This window comes from Bradyrhizobium sp. NBAIM18 (genome assembly GCF_020193825.1).
Lineage (GTDB): Bacteria > Pseudomonadota > Alphaproteobacteria > Rhizobiales > Xanthobacteraceae > Bradyrhizobium > Bradyrhizobium yuanmingense.
This window is the reverse complement of record NZ_JADYVO010000025.1, coordinates 1-16,075: the sequence shown is the minus strand read 5'-3', so window position 1 is coordinate 16,075 and position 16,075 is coordinate 1. Positions and strand designations below refer to the sequence as shown.

General features: G+C 64.8%; 16 protein-coding genes and 1 pseudogene. 4 read left to right on the top strand and 13 right to left on the bottom strand.

The genetic code is table 11. The features are described 5' to 3' along the window. Positions 1-3 precede the first annotated feature (3 nt). Both I6F17_RS32945 and I6F17_RS32940 read right to left on the bottom strand, forming a co-directional pair. A complete protein-coding gene (locus tag I6F17_RS32945; RefSeq protein WP_109144402.1) occupies positions 4-495 on the bottom strand; it encodes a tripartite tricarboxylate transporter TctB family protein in 492 nt (163 codons plus the stop codon). 139 nt (positions 496-634) lie between these two features. Beyond that, positions 635-1,627, bottom strand: coding sequence for a tripartite tricarboxylate transporter substrate binding protein (locus tag I6F17_RS32940; RefSeq protein WP_225132140.1), 993 nt, complete (start codon positions 1,625-1,627; stop codon positions 635-637). Positions 1,628-1,844: 217 nt separating this feature from the next. Here I6F17_RS32940 and I6F17_RS32935 point away from each other — a divergent pair, with 217 nt between their 5' ends. Beyond that, positions 1,845-2,324 carry an SRPBCC family protein gene (locus I6F17_RS32935; protein ID WP_225132139.1) on the top strand — a complete coding sequence of 160 codons (480 nt, stop codon included), beginning with the start codon at positions 1,845-1,847 and terminating at the stop codon, positions 2,322-2,324. Positions 2,325-2,331: 7 nt separating this feature from the next. Here the strand turns inward: I6F17_RS32935 and I6F17_RS32930 are convergent, their stop codons facing one another. The 11 genes and pseudogenes from I6F17_RS32930 to I6F17_RS32880 form a co-directional block, all read right to left on the bottom strand. Continuing rightward, the gene (locus I6F17_RS32930; RefSeq protein ID WP_225132138.1) at positions 2,332-3,111 is read right to left on the bottom strand and encodes an RsiV family protein; all 780 of its coding nucleotides are present in this window, start codon (positions 3,109-3,111) and stop codon (positions 2,332-2,334) included. 22 nt (positions 3,112-3,133) lie between these two features. Further along, positions 3,134-3,430, bottom strand: coding sequence for a nucleotidyltransferase domain-containing protein (locus tag I6F17_RS32925; protein WP_036006001.1), 297 nt, complete (start codon positions 3,428-3,430; stop codon positions 3,134-3,136). Positions 3,431-3,465: 35 nt separating this feature from the next. Further along, positions 3,466-5,622: a methylmalonyl-CoA mutase gene (scpA, locus tag I6F17_RS32920; RefSeq protein WP_225132137.1), complete on the bottom strand. Its 2,157-nt coding sequence runs from the start codon at positions 5,620-5,622 to the stop codon at positions 3,466-3,468. Beyond that, the gene (locus tag I6F17_RS32915) at positions 5,619-5,804 is read right to left on the bottom strand and encodes a hypothetical protein (protein ID WP_225132136.1); all 186 of its coding nucleotides are present in this window, start codon (positions 5,802-5,804) and stop codon (positions 5,619-5,621) included. Before I6F17_RS32915 ends, scpA begins: the two co-directional genes overlap by 4 nt. A gap of 8 nt (positions 5,805-5,812) precedes the next feature. Continuing rightward, positions 5,813-6,277 (bottom strand): GFA family protein, encoded by a 465-nt coding sequence (locus I6F17_RS32910; protein ID WP_157281471.1) that lies wholly within the window; start codon positions 6,275-6,277, stop codon positions 5,813-5,815. Continuing rightward, on the bottom strand, positions 6,274-8,145 hold the full coding sequence (locus I6F17_RS32905; protein WP_225132135.1) for a methylmalonyl-CoA mutase subunit beta: 1,872 nt from the start codon (positions 8,143-8,145) through the stop codon (positions 6,274-6,276). Before I6F17_RS32905 ends, I6F17_RS32910 begins: the two co-directional genes overlap by 4 nt. 82 nt (positions 8,146-8,227) lie before the next feature. Further along, entirely contained in the window at positions 8,228-8,719 is a 492-nt protein-coding gene (gene folK / locus I6F17_RS32900) for a 2-amino-4-hydroxy-6-hydroxymethyldihydropteridine diphosphokinase (protein ID WP_225132134.1), read from the bottom strand. A gap of 1 nt (position 8,720) precedes the next feature. Further along, positions 8,721-9,089 carry a dihydroneopterin aldolase gene (gene folB / locus I6F17_RS32895; protein ID WP_036005989.1) on the bottom strand — a complete coding sequence of 123 codons (369 nt, stop codon included), beginning with the start codon at positions 9,087-9,089 and terminating at the stop codon, positions 8,721-8,723. Continuing rightward, positions 9,086-9,946, bottom strand: coding sequence for a dihydropteroate synthase (gene folP, locus I6F17_RS32890; RefSeq protein ID WP_225132133.1), 861 nt, complete (start codon positions 9,944-9,946; stop codon positions 9,086-9,088). Before folP ends, folB begins: the two co-directional genes overlap by 4 nt. Positions 9,947-10,184: 238 nt before the next feature. After that, the gene (locus tag I6F17_RS32885) at positions 10,185-10,592 is read right to left on the bottom strand and encodes a DUF4332 domain-containing protein (RefSeq protein WP_036005985.1); all 408 of its coding nucleotides are present in this window, start codon (positions 10,590-10,592) and stop codon (positions 10,185-10,187) included. Between the two features lie 24 nt (positions 10,593-10,616). Next, positions 10,617-10,983: pseudogene (locus I6F17_RS32880) on the bottom strand (DUF2267 domain-containing protein). Positions 10,984-11,322: 339 nt separating this feature from the next. On the opposite strand from I6F17_RS32880, the gene I6F17_RS32875 reads away from it, so the two are divergent. From I6F17_RS32875 to I6F17_RS32865, 3 genes are all read left to right on the top strand, one after another. Beyond that, positions 11,323-12,951, top strand: a complete 1,629-nt coding sequence (locus tag I6F17_RS32875; protein ID WP_225132132.1) for a helicase HerA-like domain-containing protein — start codon at positions 11,323-11,325, stop codon at positions 12,949-12,951. 176 nt (positions 12,952-13,127) lie between these two features. After that, positions 13,128-14,474 (top strand): glycosyltransferase family 87 protein, encoded by a 1,347-nt coding sequence (locus I6F17_RS32870; RefSeq protein ID WP_225132131.1) that lies wholly within the window; start codon positions 13,128-13,130, stop codon positions 14,472-14,474. Between the two features lie 5 nt (positions 14,475-14,479). Then, positions 14,480-15,874, top strand: coding sequence for a M20/M25/M40 family metallo-hydrolase (locus tag I6F17_RS32865; RefSeq protein WP_225132130.1), 1,395 nt, complete (start codon positions 14,480-14,482; stop codon positions 15,872-15,874). The last annotated feature ends 201 nt before the right edge of the window (positions 15,875-16,075 follow it).

The following is a 16,075-nucleotide window of genomic DNA, read 5'->3' as shown; positions in this document are numbered from 1 at the left end:
CGATCACCAGGGTGTCGGCAGCAGGCCAACCGGTAGCGGCACGCGCAGCAGCTTGCCGAAGATGAGATGAATGGCGAATGGCGAGAGCATCGCGAGCGGCAGTGCCAGCTTCCACTTCGCCCCGAGCGCGGTCGAGGTCACGTAGACCATGATCGCCGCGGTGATGATGAATCCGAGCCGGTCGGCGGCAACAACGTAGAACAGCAGCAGCGCCGGCGGCAGCAGCGCGCGCAGGCCGTAGAGCTTGCCCTGCGGTGGCGGGGCAGCCGCCTGGCCGTCCTCGAACGGGACCAGCTCTTCCTCCTCCTCGAAGGAGCGTCCGATGCCGAACACGATCGCGAGCCCGCACAGTGCAAGGCCGCAGCCGATCACCAGCGGAAAGACATTGGGGCCGACCGGCTGCCCCGGCACCGGCGGCAGAATGTAGCCGCCATAGGCGGCAGCCGCGCCGAGCGCGACGAGAAACGATCCCGTGACGGAGTCGGGAAGACGCATAGGAGAGTCCTACAGGAGGTGCGCTCCCTCTCCCCGCTTGCGGGGAGAGGGTTGGGGTGAGGGGGAGTCTCCGCGGGGGAGGTGAGAGTGGACTCGCGGAGAGTTCCTCGCACCCCGATCAAGGCGTCGCAGGTGCGGATCACGCCTTGCTCAGGCCCGCGGCCTTCATCGCCTCGCCCATCTGGGCGTCGCCCTTGTCCATGAAGCCCGCGAAATGGGCCGCATCGCCCCACACGGTGCCGAAGCCGCGATTGCTCATGAAGTCCTTGAACTCGGCGGAGTCGTAGACCTTCTTCAGCGCCGCCGTGAGCTTGGTTGCGATCTCCGGCGGCAAATTTTTTGGCCCGGCAATGCCGCGCCAGGCGCCGGTTGCGTAGTCGATGCCCATGGCCTCCTTCAGCGTCGGCACGTCCTTGAACACCGGGTTGCGCGCGGGCGCCATGATGGCAAGGCTCCTGGCCTTGCCGGCCTCGATGATCGCGCGCGCTTCCGGCACCGAGCAGGTGGTGAGATCGACACCGCCGGCCGCGAGATCCTGCATTGCGGGTGCCGCGCCGTTCGACGGCACCCAGGCGACCTGGTTGGCGGGCAGGCCCATCGCCTGCATCCAGCCGACCAGCGCCAGATGCCAGATGCCGCCCTGGCCGGTGCCGGAAGCCTTGAACTTCCCCGGAGGCGCCGCCTTGATCGCGTCGGCGAGCTCCTTGACCGTCTTGTAGGGCGAGGAGGAGGAGACCTGGATGCCGGGCGGATCCTCGTTCATCAGCGCCAGCGGCGTGTAGCTCTTCGGCGTCAGGTCGGTGAGACCCTGCCAGTGCATCATTGAGATTTCGACGGTCAGCATGCCGATGGTGTAGCCGTCGGGCTGCGCGGTCGCGATCGCGCTATGGCCGACCACGCCGGAGCCGCCGGTGCGGTTGACCACGTTGAAGGGCTGGCCGAGGTCCTTCTCCAGCAGCGCTGCGACGATGCGCGCAGTGGCATCGGTGCCGCCGCCGGCGCCCCAGGGCACGATCACGGTGACGGGCCGCGCCGGATAGGCTTGTGCAAGCGCGGGCTTGAAGCCGAAAGCGGCGGAGGCCGCGATAGCGGCGGTGGAAGCCGCAAAGCTGCGGCGCGAAATCTTGGACATTTAATGCCTCCCAGCGGCGCCCGTGATGTCGGGCGCTCTTGTCAACTCCGGCATTCTAGTCGGCTTTACGTCGCCGCCGCAAGGTAGCGCTACCAACTGGAATCGCCATGTTGTGTGAAAGCAGACGGCCCGTCGAATGGGCGGTCGGAAATCGGGTGGGTTTTGTCCGCGCGCCTAGCCAACCTCTGCGCGCAACGAAACCAAAGGCAAGCCACCGATGACCCAAGCCTATTACAGCGCCGTGCTGGACCACCCGCTCGACGACGTCTGGTCCCTGATCCGCGATTTCAACAACTACCCCGCTTATATCAACGGCGTGAGCGGGAGCGAGATCGAAGACAACAGGCGCGGCGATGAAGTCGGCGCCGTCAGGCGCTTCTGCTATCTCGGAAACTGGATCCGCCAGCGCCTGGTCGATCACTCGGACCTGCAGCACAGCCTGACCTATGCTGGTCTCGAAGCGATACCCTATCCGCAAGACGACGGCGGCCCGAGTCCGGCGCCGACGCGCTACAAAGGCACCATGCATCTGCGTCCGATCATCGAGGGTAACCGAACCTTCATCGAATGGTCGGTTGCGCTCGAAACTGAACCTGCGGACGCCGAGCGCTGGAAAGCGCTGTTTGCCTCCTGGATTCCCGATTGGACGGATTCCCTCGCGCGGACATTGGCCCGGACCCGTTTGCGATCCCGTTAGCCTCCGCTCACGGCTCGTCCGCGTCGCCCTTGGGCCGCGCGCCGCCGAAGATGCGGGCGCCCTCCGATGTGAGGTAAGGCTTCAGCGTCTCCCACGGCACGAAAGCGACATACTCGCCCTCAGCGTAGGGGCCGACGGCATAGGGCGGATAGTGGAAGTTGAGGCCGGAACTCCTGCCGGCCTCGGTGGAGGGCGCGAGCGTCACCGCGCCGATCTTGAGGAGGCGCGGCTCCACGGACTTGAACCACTCGTCGGTCGCGGTCTCTCCGGCGCCGCGCTTCTTCTTCTCGTCCGTCAGCGAAGCGATGATGGCCTTCACCATCGCCTTCATGCTGGGGCCGCCATCGGCGGTCTCGGTGAAGAATGGACGGATCGAGATGCGCTTGTTGGCGGCCTTGTCCCACAGGATCGTGTTCACGTCCGAATTAGGATGGGCGCCGCGTGTGTTCATGTAGTCGTTGCGCAGGACGCTGACATAGCGGTCGGCAACCACGGAGCGGATTTCATATTTGCGCTCGAACTCCCAGCCGCCCTCCTTGAAGAACTGCGGGTCCGCTTTGCGCGCGGCAGCGGCTTCCGCGGCATTCTTGTCGAGCCACTTCTTGCCCTCCGCGAGGCAGTCCGCCGCCAGCGCCGCATCCGCCTTGATCCTGTCGCCGAGGAAGACGCGCGCTTCGATGCTTTTGGTCTTGACGATCGCATCGGGTTTAGGATCGGCGGCGTGGGCGGAAAACGCACATGTTGCGCTCAGCGCCAGGGCGACGCTCAAACCGGCGATGAACTTCAAGGTTAGTGCTCCTGCGTGAGCGTCAGAATATTTCGACAATATCGTCTGCGATCCGCTCCGCAAAGCGGGGAGAGATGGAGCGGCGAACAGTTGCCTGTGCTTGCAAGCCAGTCGCATCCTCGATGATGTGCTCGACATCGATCAAGTTGAGCAGGGAAAACGAGGTGCCCGGCTCGATCTCGACGAGCACGTCGATATCGCTATCAGGCCGATAATCGTTGCCGGCTCGCGAGCCGAAGATGGCAAGCTTTGCTACGCCCTTGCCTCTGATGGCATCCGCGTTCTTGCGTATCGCAGCGACGATTTCGTCACGCGTCATGGATACACCTGGCCGTCACACGGCCAGTCTATCATCTACTCCGCCGCCTCGCTATGCCCCAGCCGGGCGTTCAGCTTGCGGATCAGCTCCTCGGCGGCGTCCGCGATCACCGTGCCGGGCGGGAAGATCGCCTCGGCGCCGGCGGCGTAGAGCGCCTCGTAATCCTGCGGCGGCACCACGCCGCCGACGATGATCATGATGTCGTCGCGGCCCTGCTTCTTCAGCGCGGCTTTCAGCTCCGGCACAGCGGTCAGATGGGCGGCGGCCAGCGAGGAGACGCCGAGGATGTGCACGTCGTTCTCGACCGCTTGCCGCGCGGCTTCGTCGGCGGTGGCAAACAGCGGCCCGATGTCGACGTCGAAGCCGATATCGGCGAACGCCGACGCGATCACCTTCTGGCCGCGGTCATGGCCGTCCTGGCCGATCTTGGCGACCAGGATGCGCGGGCGGCGGCCCTCGGCCTCCTCGAAGGCGTCGATCAGCGCCTGAACCTTTTCGACCTGGGTGCCCATGCTGGACGCCTCCCGCTTGTAGACGCCGGTGATGGATTTGATCTCGGCGCGGTGCCGGCCGAACACTTTCTCCATTGCGTCAGAAATTTCGCCAACGGTCGCCTTGGCGCGTGCCGCATCGATCGCGAGGGCCAGCAGATTGCCGTTGCCTTCGCCCGCCGAACGGGTGATCGCGGCGAGCGCAGCGTCGACGTCCTTCTGGTTACGCTCGGACTTCAGCCGCGTCAGCTTGTCGATCTGAAGCCGGCGGACATTGGTATTGTCGACCTTCAGGATATCGATTTTGTCCTCGTCGGTCGGCTTGTACTTGTTGACGCCGATCACCGCCTGCTTGCCGGCGTCGATCCGCGCCTGCGTCTTGGCCGAGGCCTCCTCGATGCGCAGCTTCGGCACGCCCGCTTCGATCGCCTTCGCCATGCCGCCGAGCTCCTCGACCTCCTGGATGTGGCCCCAGGCCTTGGCGGCGAGGTCGCGCGTGAGCCGCTCCACATAATACGAGCCGCCCCAGGGATCGATGATGCGGGTGGTGCCGCTCTCCTGCTGCAGGAACAGCTGGGTGTTGCGGGCGATGCGCGCCGAGAAATCGGTCGGCAGTGCCAGCGCCTCGTCGAGCGCGTTGGTGTGCAGCGATTGGGTGTGGCCTTGGGTGGCCGCCATCGCCTCCACCGTAGTACGCATCACGTTGTTGAAGACGTCCTGCGCGGTCAGCGACCAGCCCGAGGTCTGGCTGTGCGTGCGCAGCGACAGTGAGCGCGGGTCTTTCGGATTGAACGGCTTGAGCAGCTTCGCCCAAAGCAGGCGCGCCGCGCGCAGCTTGGCAACCTCCATGAAGAAGTTCATCCCGATCGCCCAAAAGAACGACAGCCGCGGCGCGAAGCGGTCGACGTCGAGCCCTGCGGCAAGGCCGGCGCGCAAATATTCGACGCCGTCAGCCAGCGTATAGGCGAGCTCGAGATCCTGCGTCGCACCGGCCTCCTGCATGTGATAGCCGGAGATCGAGATCGAATTGTACTTCGGCATCTTTTGAGAGGTGTAGGCGAAGATGTCCGAGATGATCCGCATCGAGGGCGCCGGCGGATAGATGTAGGTGTTGCGCACCATGAACTCTTTCAGAATGTCGTTCTGAATGGTGCCCGACAGCTTCTCCGGCGGCACGCCCTGTTCCTCGGCGGCGGCGACATAGAGCGCGAGGATCGGCAGCACCGCGCCGTTCATGGTCATGGACACGCTCATCTGGTCGAGCGGAATCCCTGCAAACAGCGTGCGCATGTCGTAGATGGAATCGATGGCAACGCCGGCCATGCCGACATCGCCGCCGACGCGCGGATGATCCGAGTCATAGCCGCGATGGGTGGCAAGATCGAATGCGACCGAGAGGCCCTTTTGCCCCGCCGCGAGATTGCGGCGATAGAACGCGTTGGAATCCTCCGCCGTGGAGAAGCCGGCATATTGCCTGACCGTCCAGGGCTGGTTGACATACATGGTCGGGTAGGGGCCGCGCAGGTACGGCGCGATGCCCGGATAGGTCTCGAGGAAATCGAGCCCGGAAAGATCAGCCTCGCCATAAGCGGGCTTCACCAGGATGCCCTCCGGCGTCAGCCACGGCTCGGCGCTGCCGGCAGGGGTGGCAGTTGCAGCACGCTCGAAAGCGACCTCGGCGAAATTGGGAATGCGGGTCATTCCTTGGAATCCTCAAACCTGCGATTGCGCTCGATCAGCTTTTGCACATTCTTCTCGTAAACGGGATCGTCCAGGCGGCTCTGAGTCACTCGGCCGGTCCCGTCCCAGAGCAGCCATGCGAGCAGCTTTTCAGTTTTCCATTCTGCCAGACCGAGCAACGTTTGTCCGAGCAGTTGAAACATGGACCGCCTCAATCATGATCCGGATGCTGATGGCTGACGATGGTCGCCATCTTCTCCGGTCCGTAATTCTGCTGTGTGGTCTGGCTCGGCAAATTGGCGATGCCGACGACCCAGCCAAGGCGGGATTCGATGCCGAACTGCCGCGTCGGCACCACCCGGTCGGGGCGATCGAAGGTGCCGGTCATGATCTCGATCCGGTCGCCGTCGATGCGGCCGAAGCTCAGCGGCGTGCCGCAGGCGGCGCAATAGCCGCGATCGGCGATCGAGGAGGAGCGGAAGAACGACGGCGTGCCCTTGGTCCAGGCGAAATCGGTCTTGTTGATGTCGGCCAAAGAGGCGAACGGCGCGCCGCTCGCCTTCTGGCACATCCGGCAGTGGCAGATCGAAATCCTGGTCGGCGCCGTCATGACTGCAAATCGCACGGCGCCGCATTGGCAGCCGCCGGTGAGAACGGGTTTGCTGGTGTCGGTCATCGCTGTTCCATCCGTCGGTAGGCGTCCTGCAGTGCCGCAAGCGCATCGCCTCCGGCGAAGACAAAGCCCGTGACGCCGGCGGCTCGCAGCGCCGCCTCGGCCTCGGCCGGCCGGCCCGCCAGGTAGATATGTCGCCCGCCGGCCAATTGCAGGGCCTTTGCCGCGGCTTCGGCGTGTTCCGCATAGACCTTGTCGCTGGAACACAGACAGGCCAGCTCGGCGCCGGAGGCCTTGAAGGCCGCGGCCAGCTTGGCCGGATCGGCAAAGCCCTCGCTGCCTGTGGCCTCAATGCCGCCCGCCTCGAAGAAGCTCTTCGCGAACGTCGCGCGCGCGGTGAAATCGGCGGGCGTGCCGAGATTGGCCAGGAACAGCTTTGGCCGTGCGCCCCGCGCCTTCAAACTCGCGTCGGATTTGTCGCGCAGCGCCTCGAACGGTTCCGCGAGACGGATCGGAGGCAGCGCCTCGAACTTGTAGGTCTGTTCGCCGTAGGGCGGAAGCGCGATCGGCGCTGCCTTCAGGACAGTGGCTTCGCTCTCGTGCAGGTTCGGAAACTCGCTGGCGCCGGTCAGTATGTCCCGGCGCTTCGCGATATTGGCCTCGCGCGCCTTGCGCGTGGCCGCGACCTTGCTTTGGAACACACCCTGCTGAAGCGCCGCGAACGCGCCACCGGCGCTCTCGCTCTCCTGGAACAGGGCCCACGCGGCATCGCACAGCTGCGCCGTCAGCGTCTCGATGCCGCCAGCCCCCGCCGCGGGATCGCTGACCTTGGCGAGGTTGCATTCTTCCAGCAGCAGAAGCTGCGTGTTACGTGCCACGCGCCGCGCGAACGTATCAGGCAGGCCGAGCGCCAGCGTATGCGGCAGCACGGTGATGGCGTTGGCACCGGCCAGTCCCGCGGCGAACGCCGCCATGGTCGCGCGCAGCATGTTCACGTAGGGATCGCGTTGCGTCAGCATGCGCCAGGCGGTATCGGCCGCGATGAACAGCGGTTTCGGCGTCAGCCCGCAAGCGCTCTCGATGCGCGCCCATAACAGCCGCAGGGCGCGGAACTTGGCCATGGTGAGGAATTGGTCGGCATCGGCGGCGAGCCGCGCATAGACCATGCCCTGTGCGGCTTCCAGCGGAATGCCCGCGCCTTCGATCGCGCGCAGGTAAGCGACACCGCAGGCGAGCACGAAAGCGAGCTCCTGCACCTCCGAGCCGCCGGCATCATGGACCACGCGGCCGTCGGCGGAGGCGAACGGCCCCTTAAAGCCGAGCCCGGCGAGGCCCTTGATGGCGCCCGTAATCGCGGGGGCAATTTCGTCCCAAGTATAGGGGCTGTGGCCCCACACCGCGCCCGCCGCGAGCGGATCGAGCCCGAAGCGAATGTTGCAGGCGGCGGGATCGAGGCCGTTGCTCTTCACATATTCCGCGACATGGATCGCGGCCATCCGCGATTGCGGTCCGATCTCGAGCTCGATGCCGATGCCGGCGTCGAGGTGAATGTCTTTCAGGATCTTTGCCACCGCCTCGGCCGACGGTTCCAGGCCGAACCCGCGCGCGCCATTGGCGCCGGCGCACACCAGCGCAAGCCCGGTCGCACCGTTCTCCAGATCCTGCAGCGCCTGCGCATTCGCGAGCGCCGCATCGGGATGGTCGATCCGCTGCACGACCTGCCACGGCGCAGCCGGCGGCCGGCCCATCACCGGCGCAACGCCCTTCGCGCGCGGATAGAGCGGTTCGATCTTGATGCCGTCATAGGTCTTGCCGACCAGCTTCTCGAACGGCGCGCCCTTCAGCACGCCGTCGACCAGCTTGCGCCAGTCCTCAGGCGTGGCTTTGGGAAAATCCGCCGCCAGCGGCAGGTCGTCAGTCACGGAGGTCATGCGGCGCGGGGCTCCCGAAACGTCTTGTTATTCGCAGGCGAAATTGCCACGGCGGACCGTTCCTGCAAACGGTTGTTTTTGGTTAACCGGTATCCGGAAGCCGCTCAATGCCTTGCGCCGAGACGCTGGCGAGCCCGTCACGCACACGAATGCCCGAGATCACGCGGTCGGGTGCGATTTCGGCCAGCGGCACCAGCACGAACGCGCGCTCGAACAGGCGCGGATGCGGCAGCGTCAGGTCGGGCTTCTGCAAGGAGACGTCGTCATAGGCGATCATGTCGAGATCGAGCGTGCGCGGGCCCCAGCGCCGCCCTTTGGTTCGCGCGCGGCCGAATTTCTGCTCGACTTTCTGCAGCACGAACAATAGCGCATGCGGATCGAGGCTGGTCTCGATCTCGATGCAGGCATTGATGAAAGGATCCTGGTCCTCGTCGCCCCAGGGCGGGGTCGTATAGTCGGACGAGCGCGCGATCAGCGCCGCCTGTGCCATGCCGCAGATATGAGCGATCGCCTTCTTGAACGTCGCGCGGACATCGCCGACATTGCCGCCAAGTGCGATCAGCACGCTCGCCATGCTAGGGATGCCGCGAGCGCGTCAGCACGATTCCGACATCGTCGAAGATCGCGGCGATCGGCGCGTGCGGCTTGTGCACGGTGACCTTCACGGCGCGGATGCGCGGAAAGTGCGACAGGATGGCATCGGCCACCGCGCCGGCCGCGCGCTCCAGGAGTTTGTAATTGGTGTTCTTGAACGCCGCCGTCGTCGTCGCCACGACATCGGCGTAGGACACCGTGTCCGCGAGCCGGTCGCTGCGCGCAGGCTCGGACAGGTCGGTATAGAGCTCGAGATCGATGACGAAACGCTGGCCGACCTCGGTTTCGTGATCCATCACGCCGTGGCGGGCATGGATCGACAGGCCGGTGACGAAGATCGTGTCGGTCATGGCTTGCTCTCGATGGCATGCGCCACCCGCAGGGCCTGCAGGGTTTCGGCGACGTCATGGGTCCGGATGATCTTGGCGCCGCGCTGCGCGGCGATCAGATGCGCGGCGATCGAGCCGGCGAGCCGCTCCGATGGTTCCGACGGCGACACAGAGGCGATGAAGCGTTTGCGCGAGGCGCCGACCAGGATCGGCAGGCCGAACATGTCGAGCTCGCGCAAGCGCGCCAGCGCGGTCATGCTCTGCTCGGCGGTCTTGCCGAAGCCGATCCCGGGATCGAGCACGATTTTTTCGCGCGCGATACCTGCCTTCGCGGCAATATCGAGCGAGCGCAGGAAGAATGTCTTGATGTCAGCGACGATGTCGATGGCAGGATCGACGCTGTCGCGGTTGTGCATGACGATGACCGGAACGCCTCTGGCGGCGATCAGCGGTGCCATGCCGGCGTCGCGCTGCAGGCCCCAGACGTCGTTGGCGATCGCCGCGCCCTGGTCGAGCGCGAAGGCCACCACCTCCGCCTTCATGCTGTCGATCGAGACAGGCACACCGAGCGCCACGACGTCCGAGAGCACCGGCTTCAGCCGCGCGAGCTCTTCCGCCGCCGTGACCGACCGGGCGCCCTTGTAGGGCCGGGTGGATTCGGCGCCGATATCGATGATGTCGACGCCGGCGGCGACCATCGCCCGCGCCCGCTCCAGCGCGCGCGCCGGCGCGATGAACTCGCCGCCGTCGGAGAAGGAATCCGGGGTGATGTTGAGCACGCCCATCACCGCAGGAAGCCGCCGGCCCACGAGCGTCCGCAGCACGTCGATCCCGGCCGAGCCGGCCGGCGGGACGGAAGGGGAGGGCGAGGCATTCATGCGCGTGGCATTGCGCTGTCGGGCAGGGGGAGTCAAGACGGGATTGGGGCCATTCGCGGCCATTCCGATGCGTGCAGACGGCCGAGAGGATGCGATGTTCTTGCCCACCCTCCGTCATTGCGAGCGCAGCGAAGCAATCCAGACTGTCACCGCGGCAAGATTCTGAATTGCTTCGCTGCGCTCGCAATGACGATCTGGGAGCAGTGGTACCCCAACCTCTCCAGCTTGGTCCGCAGCGCTAATACGTAATCTTCGGCGGCAGCTTCTTGGCCTTGGCGATGATGTCGCCGACCGACTTCTCGGAAGGCAGGACGCGGACCAGCTTCTTCTTCTCGTTGGCCTCGCGCATGCTCTGCGCCAACCTTGCCGGATTTCGATAGGCGAGCTCCCGCACCGTCGTGACGCCGGCGGCGCGGACGAGCCCGACCTTGGCCCTGCCCATGCCGGGGATGCGCATGTAGTCGGAGACGTTGGCCCATTCCAGCAATTGCTGCTCGCTGATGCCGGTCTTGGCCGAAAGCGCCTTGCGGCCCTTCACGGTGGACGCCGCCTCGAGCAGCGCGTCGGTGGTGCGGATTCCTTGCGCCTTCAACTTGTTGGCGGCAAAGGCCGGCAGGCCCTCAATCTCGGAAATCGGATATGTCATGATGCTCGATATGAAAAGCGTCGCTCAGGCGAACTGGCTGAGGCCCGGCGTCCCCGCGATGATCTTGCCCATCTGATCCGCTCCGATTTTGTCTCGCCCGTAGCGGAAAAGTTCACGGGCGACGTTTTGAATCTCGGACATGCCGAGCCCCAGGCTCATCAGGCGGGTGCCGACGGCCATCAAGCCGCCGCCCATCAGCCGCGACAGACCGCCACCGCTCCTGGACGCTTCGATCGCAGCTTCCGCTCCGGGGATCTGGTCGATCAGGGCCTGCACACTGTCGGAAGGGCCCTCGTTGCGAAGGAAGGCCAAAAATAATGCCGACGGTCTTTTCAGCGACAGCACCATCTATGCTGGCGTTTGTCGCCAGCCGTCCGATCAGCTCGTCCATAAGACCCCGCCCCTCAGCCGGTTTGCATGCCGGAATATTGCTTTCGAAAATGATCTTGAGCCGGTGTGACGTGAAATACAAGCGATGAACGCAGGCGCCGTCGCGAACGCGCGAAAAGTGTTGCCGCCGTGCAAGAGCCTAGAACGAATCGGCAAAAAATTGCCGCTATGCGAACGCCCCATTCCGACTTTCGGCCGATGTTGTCCGTCTGTTTCCGACAATGTCGCATGCGCAGGAGCCGCTGAACCGATTTAATCGGCGCACGAGATGCGTTAAACTACGGAATTGGTGCATTCGGGTTTCGCGACGCGAAACTCGGCAGAAAGATCAGAGAGAATAATGACCGCACAGGACAGCAAGCTCGGCGATACCGACGACAAGATCTTCGTCGGCAAGGGAGACGAGCAGGCTTGGCTGACGCTTGCGCTGGCCAATCGCCACGGCCTCGTCACGGGTGCAACAGGAACCGGCAAGACCGTGTCGCTGCAAGTGATGGCGGAAGGATTTGCGCGCGCCGGTGTTCCGGTCTTCGCGGCCGACATCAAGGGCGACCTCTCCGGCATCTCGGAAGTCGGCGAGGCCAAAGACTTCATCCTCAAGCGCGCCGGCGAAATGGGTCTCAAGTTTCAGCCGGACCAGTTCTCGACCGTGTTCTGGGACGTGTTCGGCGAGCAGGGACATCCGGTCCGCGCCACCGTCACCGAAATGGGGCCGCTATTGCTGGCGCGGATGCTCGACCTGAACGAGGTGCAGGAAGGGGTTCTCAACGTCGCATTCCGCGTCGCGGACGAGAACGGCCTGCCATTGTTGGACATGAAGGATCTGCGATCGCTGTTGGATGCGATCGTGCCCGCCAGCGGCAAGAAGGGACCGGATGCTGAGGAAGATCCTTTAGCCGAGATCCGGAAGGCCGCGCAGAGCTTCGGCAATGTGAGCAAGGCGACGGTTGGAACCATTCAACGCCAGCTGCTGGTGCTGGAAAACCAGGGCGGAACGAAATTCTTCGGTGAGCCTGCACTGGAGCTGAAGGATTTCATGAAGACCGATAGCGACGGTCGCGGCATCGTCAACATCCTGGTTGCCGACAAGCTGATGGAGAGCCCCAGGCTCTACGCTACCTTTCTGTTGTGGTTGCTGTCGGAGTTGTTTGAGGAATTGCCGGAAGCCGGCGACCTGCCGAAGCCAAAACTGGTTTTCTTTTTCGACGAGGCGCATCTGCTGTTCAACGATGCGCCGAAGGCGTTGATGGACAAGATCGAGCAGGTGGTTCGTCTGATCCGTTCCAAGGGCGTCGGCGTCTATTTCGTCACCCAGAATCCGATCGACGTGCCGGACAAGGTGTTGGCCCAATTGGGCGGTCGCGTGCAGCATGCGCTGCGCGCCTTCACGCCGCGCGACCAGAAGGCGGTCGCCGCTGCGGCGCAGACCTTCCGGCCCAACCCGAAGCTCGACACCGCCAAGGTGATCACGGAGCTCGGCAAGGGCGAGGCGCTGGTGTCCTTCCTCGAGGGCAACGGCACGCCTTCGATGGTGGAGCGGGTGATGATCCGGCCGCCGACGGCGCGGATCGGGCCGATCACGCCCGAGGAGCGCAAGGCGATCATGAGCAGGAGCCCGGTGAAGGGCAAATACGATACCGCGGTGGATCGTGAGTCCGCCAATGAGATGCTGCAGAAGCGCGTAGCCGGCACGGCTGCGCCTGCCGACCCACAAGATGGTGGAGCCGGCGCAGGCGGCGGCGTTCTCGGCCAGATCGGCTCGATCGTCGGCACCATCTTCGGCACCAACGTCAAGCGAGGTCGTCTGTCGACCGGCCAGGTCATTGCCCGCGACGTGACGCGATCGGTCACCAACCAGGTGATCGGCGGGATGGCCGCCAATATCGGCAAGTCGCTCGGCGGTCAGCTCGGCGGCTCGATCGGCCGTACGTTGGTCCGCGGCGCGCTCGGCGGATTGCTACGGCGTTAGGCAGAGCGCCCGACGGGAGGGCAATTCGTCCGCGAGGCCCATCGACCTCTCCCCTGATCTGATCCTGATGGGAGGGGCCGAGATACACATTCACGAGATACACATTCAGGTGAGGGGACTCTCCAAGCTTCTGCGGGTCTGTTACGTCCTGTTTCGCCGCCGCACAGGACCACACCGTGACCCCGCCCGCCCCGTTAGCCAAGCCTGACGCACCCAGACGCCCGTCGCTGGGTGCGCCGCTGGATCTGCTTTTTCTGCTCTGCTGCGTCCTCCTGATCGCCGACGTGCTCGTCCCCGAGATTTTCGGCCGCGGCAAGACCAAGGACTACTCGCTCTGGTACTGGGCCGGACAGCAGGTCCTGGAGGGTGGGCCGCTGTATCCTGCCACGGCCGTCGAGCATTTCGATTTCATCTATCCACCGCTGCCGGCAATCCTGCTGGCGATCCCGAGCTGGTTCGGCAAGATCCCGCTCTATGTCGTCCTGTCGATCTTGAACGCCGTGGCGTGGTGGTACACCGCGGCGTTCTCCCAGGTCATGACCGGCTCGGACCGCGCGCCGGGTCGTTGGCTCGAGGCGCTGCCGGTCGTCGCCACCGTGACCTTCGTGTTCGACATGTTCGACCTCGGCCAGCCGAACCTCCTCCTTCTGGCGATGATGCTCTACGGCTTCTGGAGCTTGCGGCAGCAGCGATCGTGGCTGGCCGGCTTCATGTTCGCGCTCGCCGCCGCCATCAAGGTGTTCCCGATCGCCGTGCTGCCCTATCTGGCCTGGCGGCGCAAATGGGCGGCCCTGGTCAGCGCGATCGTTTTCACCGGCATTCTTCTCTATGTCGTGCCGGCGCCGATTCGCGGCTTCGAGCGCAACGCGGCCGAGCTGGCGACCTGGTACCAGGGCATGGTCGGGACCAGCTCGGAAAAGGGCTTTGGCCAGCGTGACGAGCAGAACTGGTCGTGGGTCAACCAGTCCCTCATTGCCGTCACGCATCGGCTGGTCCGGCCGATCAACTACAATCAGGACGATCCCAGCAAGCCGCCGCGCACCATGAATCTGATCGAAGTCGACTACAGGACGGCGAACTGGATCGTGCTCGCGCTGTCGGCGCTGCTCGGGCTCGGCTTCGTTGCGATCATGCCGCGGCAAGCGCGGCGGACGGCGCACTCGGATGCCGAGGAGCTCGGCATCTTGTTCTGCCTCATGACGGTCGCCTCGCCTCTGGCCCGGCAATACTATTTCATGTGGCTGTACTTCCCGGTGACGGTGTTGATGCATCGGGCCGCCTTCGACGAGCGAGCGCATGTGCGCCTGGGAACCTGGCTTGCCCTCAGTGCGGCCGGCATCCTCATGCTGTTGTCGCTGCCGTGGTTTCCGCTCGCCTTCCAGGCTTGGGGCAACAACCTCGCTGCGACCGCCATCCTCGCAGGGTGCCTCGCCTGGCACATCCGGCATCCGCCGCTTGCGGCTAGCCCTAAGGCCGCACCGGCGCTAAAACCCGGACCTCTTGAGACTCAACAATCAGGATAGCAATCATGGCCAACGCGCAGCTCCAATCCGTGCTCGACCACATCGACAAGGATTTCGATAACAGCCTGGAGCGCCTGTTCTCGTTGCTGCGGATCAAGTCGATCTCGGCCGATCCCGCCTTCGCCGATGATTGCAAGGCTGCCGCCGAGCATCTCGCCAGGGACATCGCCAGCCTCGGTGTTGCCACCGAGGTGAGGCCGACCGCGGGTCATCCCGCCGTCGTCGGCAAGACCGGCGCGGGCGGCCGGCCGCACGTGCTGTTCTACGGCCATTACGATGTGCAGCCGGTCGACCCGCTCGATCTCTGGCACCGTCCGCCGTTCGAGCCCGTCGTCACCGATCATGCCGACGGCCGCAAGATCATCGTCGCGCGCGGCTCCGAGGACGACAAAGGGCAGGTGATGACGTTCGTCGAGGCCTGCCGCGCCTGGAAGAAGGTGACGGGCTCGCTGCCGGTCGACGTCACCTTCCTGATCGAGGGCGAGGAGGAGGTCGGCTCGAAGAACTTCGTGCCCTTCATCGAGGCCAACAAGGACGAGTTCAAGGCCGATTACGTGCTGGTGTGCGACACCAGCATGTGGGACCGCAACACGCCGGCGATCACGACCTCGCTGCGCGGCCTGCTCTATGAAGAGCTCAAGATCACCGCCGCCAATCGCGATCTGCATTCCGGCGTGTTCGGCGGCACCGCGATGAACCCGATCCGCCTGCTCACGAAGATCCTGGGCAGCCTGTTCGACGACGACAACCGCATCACCATCCCCGGCTTCTATGACGGCGTGAAGGACACGCCGCCCGATATCCTGGAGCAGTGGAAGAAGCTCGATTTCACACCCGAGACCTTTCTCAAGCCGGTCGGGCTGTCGCTCCCGGCTGGCGAGAAGGGCAGGCTGCTGGTCGAGCAGGCCTCGACGCGCCCGACCTGCGATGTCAACGGCATCTGGGGCGGCTATATCGGCGAGGGCTCCAAGACCGTGATCCCCTCGCATGCTTCGGCCAAGGTCTCGTTCCGCCTGGTTCAGGGCCAGGACCCGCAAAAGATCCGCAAGGCCTTCCGTGATTACGTGACGGCGCGCATTCCCGGCGACTGCAAGGTCGAGTTCGGCGACCATTCCGCCGCGCCCGCAGTCGCGCTCGATTGGACCATGAAGCCGCTCGCCGCCGCCAGCAAGGCGCTCGCGGAGGAATGGGGCAAGGAGACCGTGCTGATGGGCTCGGGCGCCTCGATCCCGATCGTCGCCGACTTCAAGCGCACGCTCGGCCTCGACTCGCTGCTGGTGGGGTTTGGCCTCGACGACGACAACATCCACTCGCCGAACGAGAAATACGACCTGCAGAGCTTCCAGAAGGGCATCCGCTCCTGGGCAAGGATCCTCGCCGCGCTGGCGGAGGTGAAATAGGCACGGTGCGGTAGGGTGGGCAGAGGCGCAAAGCGCCGTGCCCACCATCTCTCCGGATGACGAAGGAAGAAGACGTGGGCACGCTTCGCTTTGCCCACCCTTGTATTAGCGCGCCGGGTTAGGATGGCCATGTTCCATGAGGAATGGCCCAGCCCGGGTGGCCACCCGAACTGGGCCGCCGATCGATCGGATCGATGCCCA

Bases quoted from the DNA above. Each gene is read 5' to 3' on its own strand.
- I6F17_RS32945 (WP_109144402.1), bottom strand. From the start codon at position 495: ATGCGTCTTCCCGACTCCGTCACGGGATCGTTTCTCGTCGCGCTCGGC.
- I6F17_RS32940 (WP_225132140.1), bottom strand. From the start codon at position 1,627: ATGTCCAAGATTTCGCGCCGCAGCTTTGCGGCTTCCACCGCCGCTATC.
- I6F17_RS32935 (WP_225132139.1), top strand. From the start codon at position 1,845: ATGACCCAAGCCTATTACAGCGCCGTGCTGGACCACCCGCTCGACGAC.
- I6F17_RS32925 (WP_036006001.1), bottom strand. From the start codon at position 3,430: ATGACGCGTGACGAAATCGTCGCTGCGATACGCAAGAACGCGGATGCC.
- scpA (WP_225132137.1), bottom strand. From the start codon at position 5,622: ATGACCCGCATTCCCAATTTCGCCGAGGTCGCTTTCGAGCGTGCTGCA.
- I6F17_RS32915 (WP_225132136.1), bottom strand. From the start codon at position 5,804: ATGTTTCAACTGCTCGGACAAACGTTGCTCGGTCTGGCAGAATGGAAA.
- I6F17_RS32910 (WP_157281471.1), bottom strand. From the start codon at position 6,277: ATGACCGACACCAGCAAACCCGTTCTCACCGGCGGCTGCCAATGCGGC.
- I6F17_RS32905 (WP_225132135.1), bottom strand. From the start codon at position 8,145: ATGACCTCCGTGACTGACGACCTGCCGCTGGCGGCGGATTTTCCCAAA.
- folK (WP_225132134.1), bottom strand. From the start codon at position 8,719: ATGGCGAGCGTGCTGATCGCACTTGGCGGCAATGTCGGCGATGTCCGC.
- folB (WP_036005989.1), bottom strand. From the start codon at position 9,089: ATGACCGACACGATCTTCGTCACCGGCCTGTCGATCCATGCCCGCCAC.
- folP (WP_225132133.1), bottom strand. From the start codon at position 9,946: ATGAATGCCTCGCCCTCCCCTTCCGTCCCGCCGGCCGGCTCGGCCGGG.
- I6F17_RS32885 (WP_036005985.1), bottom strand. From the start codon at position 10,592: ATGACATATCCGATTTCCGAGATTGAGGGCCTGCCGGCCTTTGCCGCC.
- I6F17_RS32875 (WP_225132132.1), top strand. From the start codon at position 11,323: ATGACCGCACAGGACAGCAAGCTCGGCGATACCGACGACAAGATCTTC.
- I6F17_RS32865 (WP_225132130.1), top strand. From the start codon at position 14,480: ATGGCCAACGCGCAGCTCCAATCCGTGCTCGACCACATCGACAAGGAT.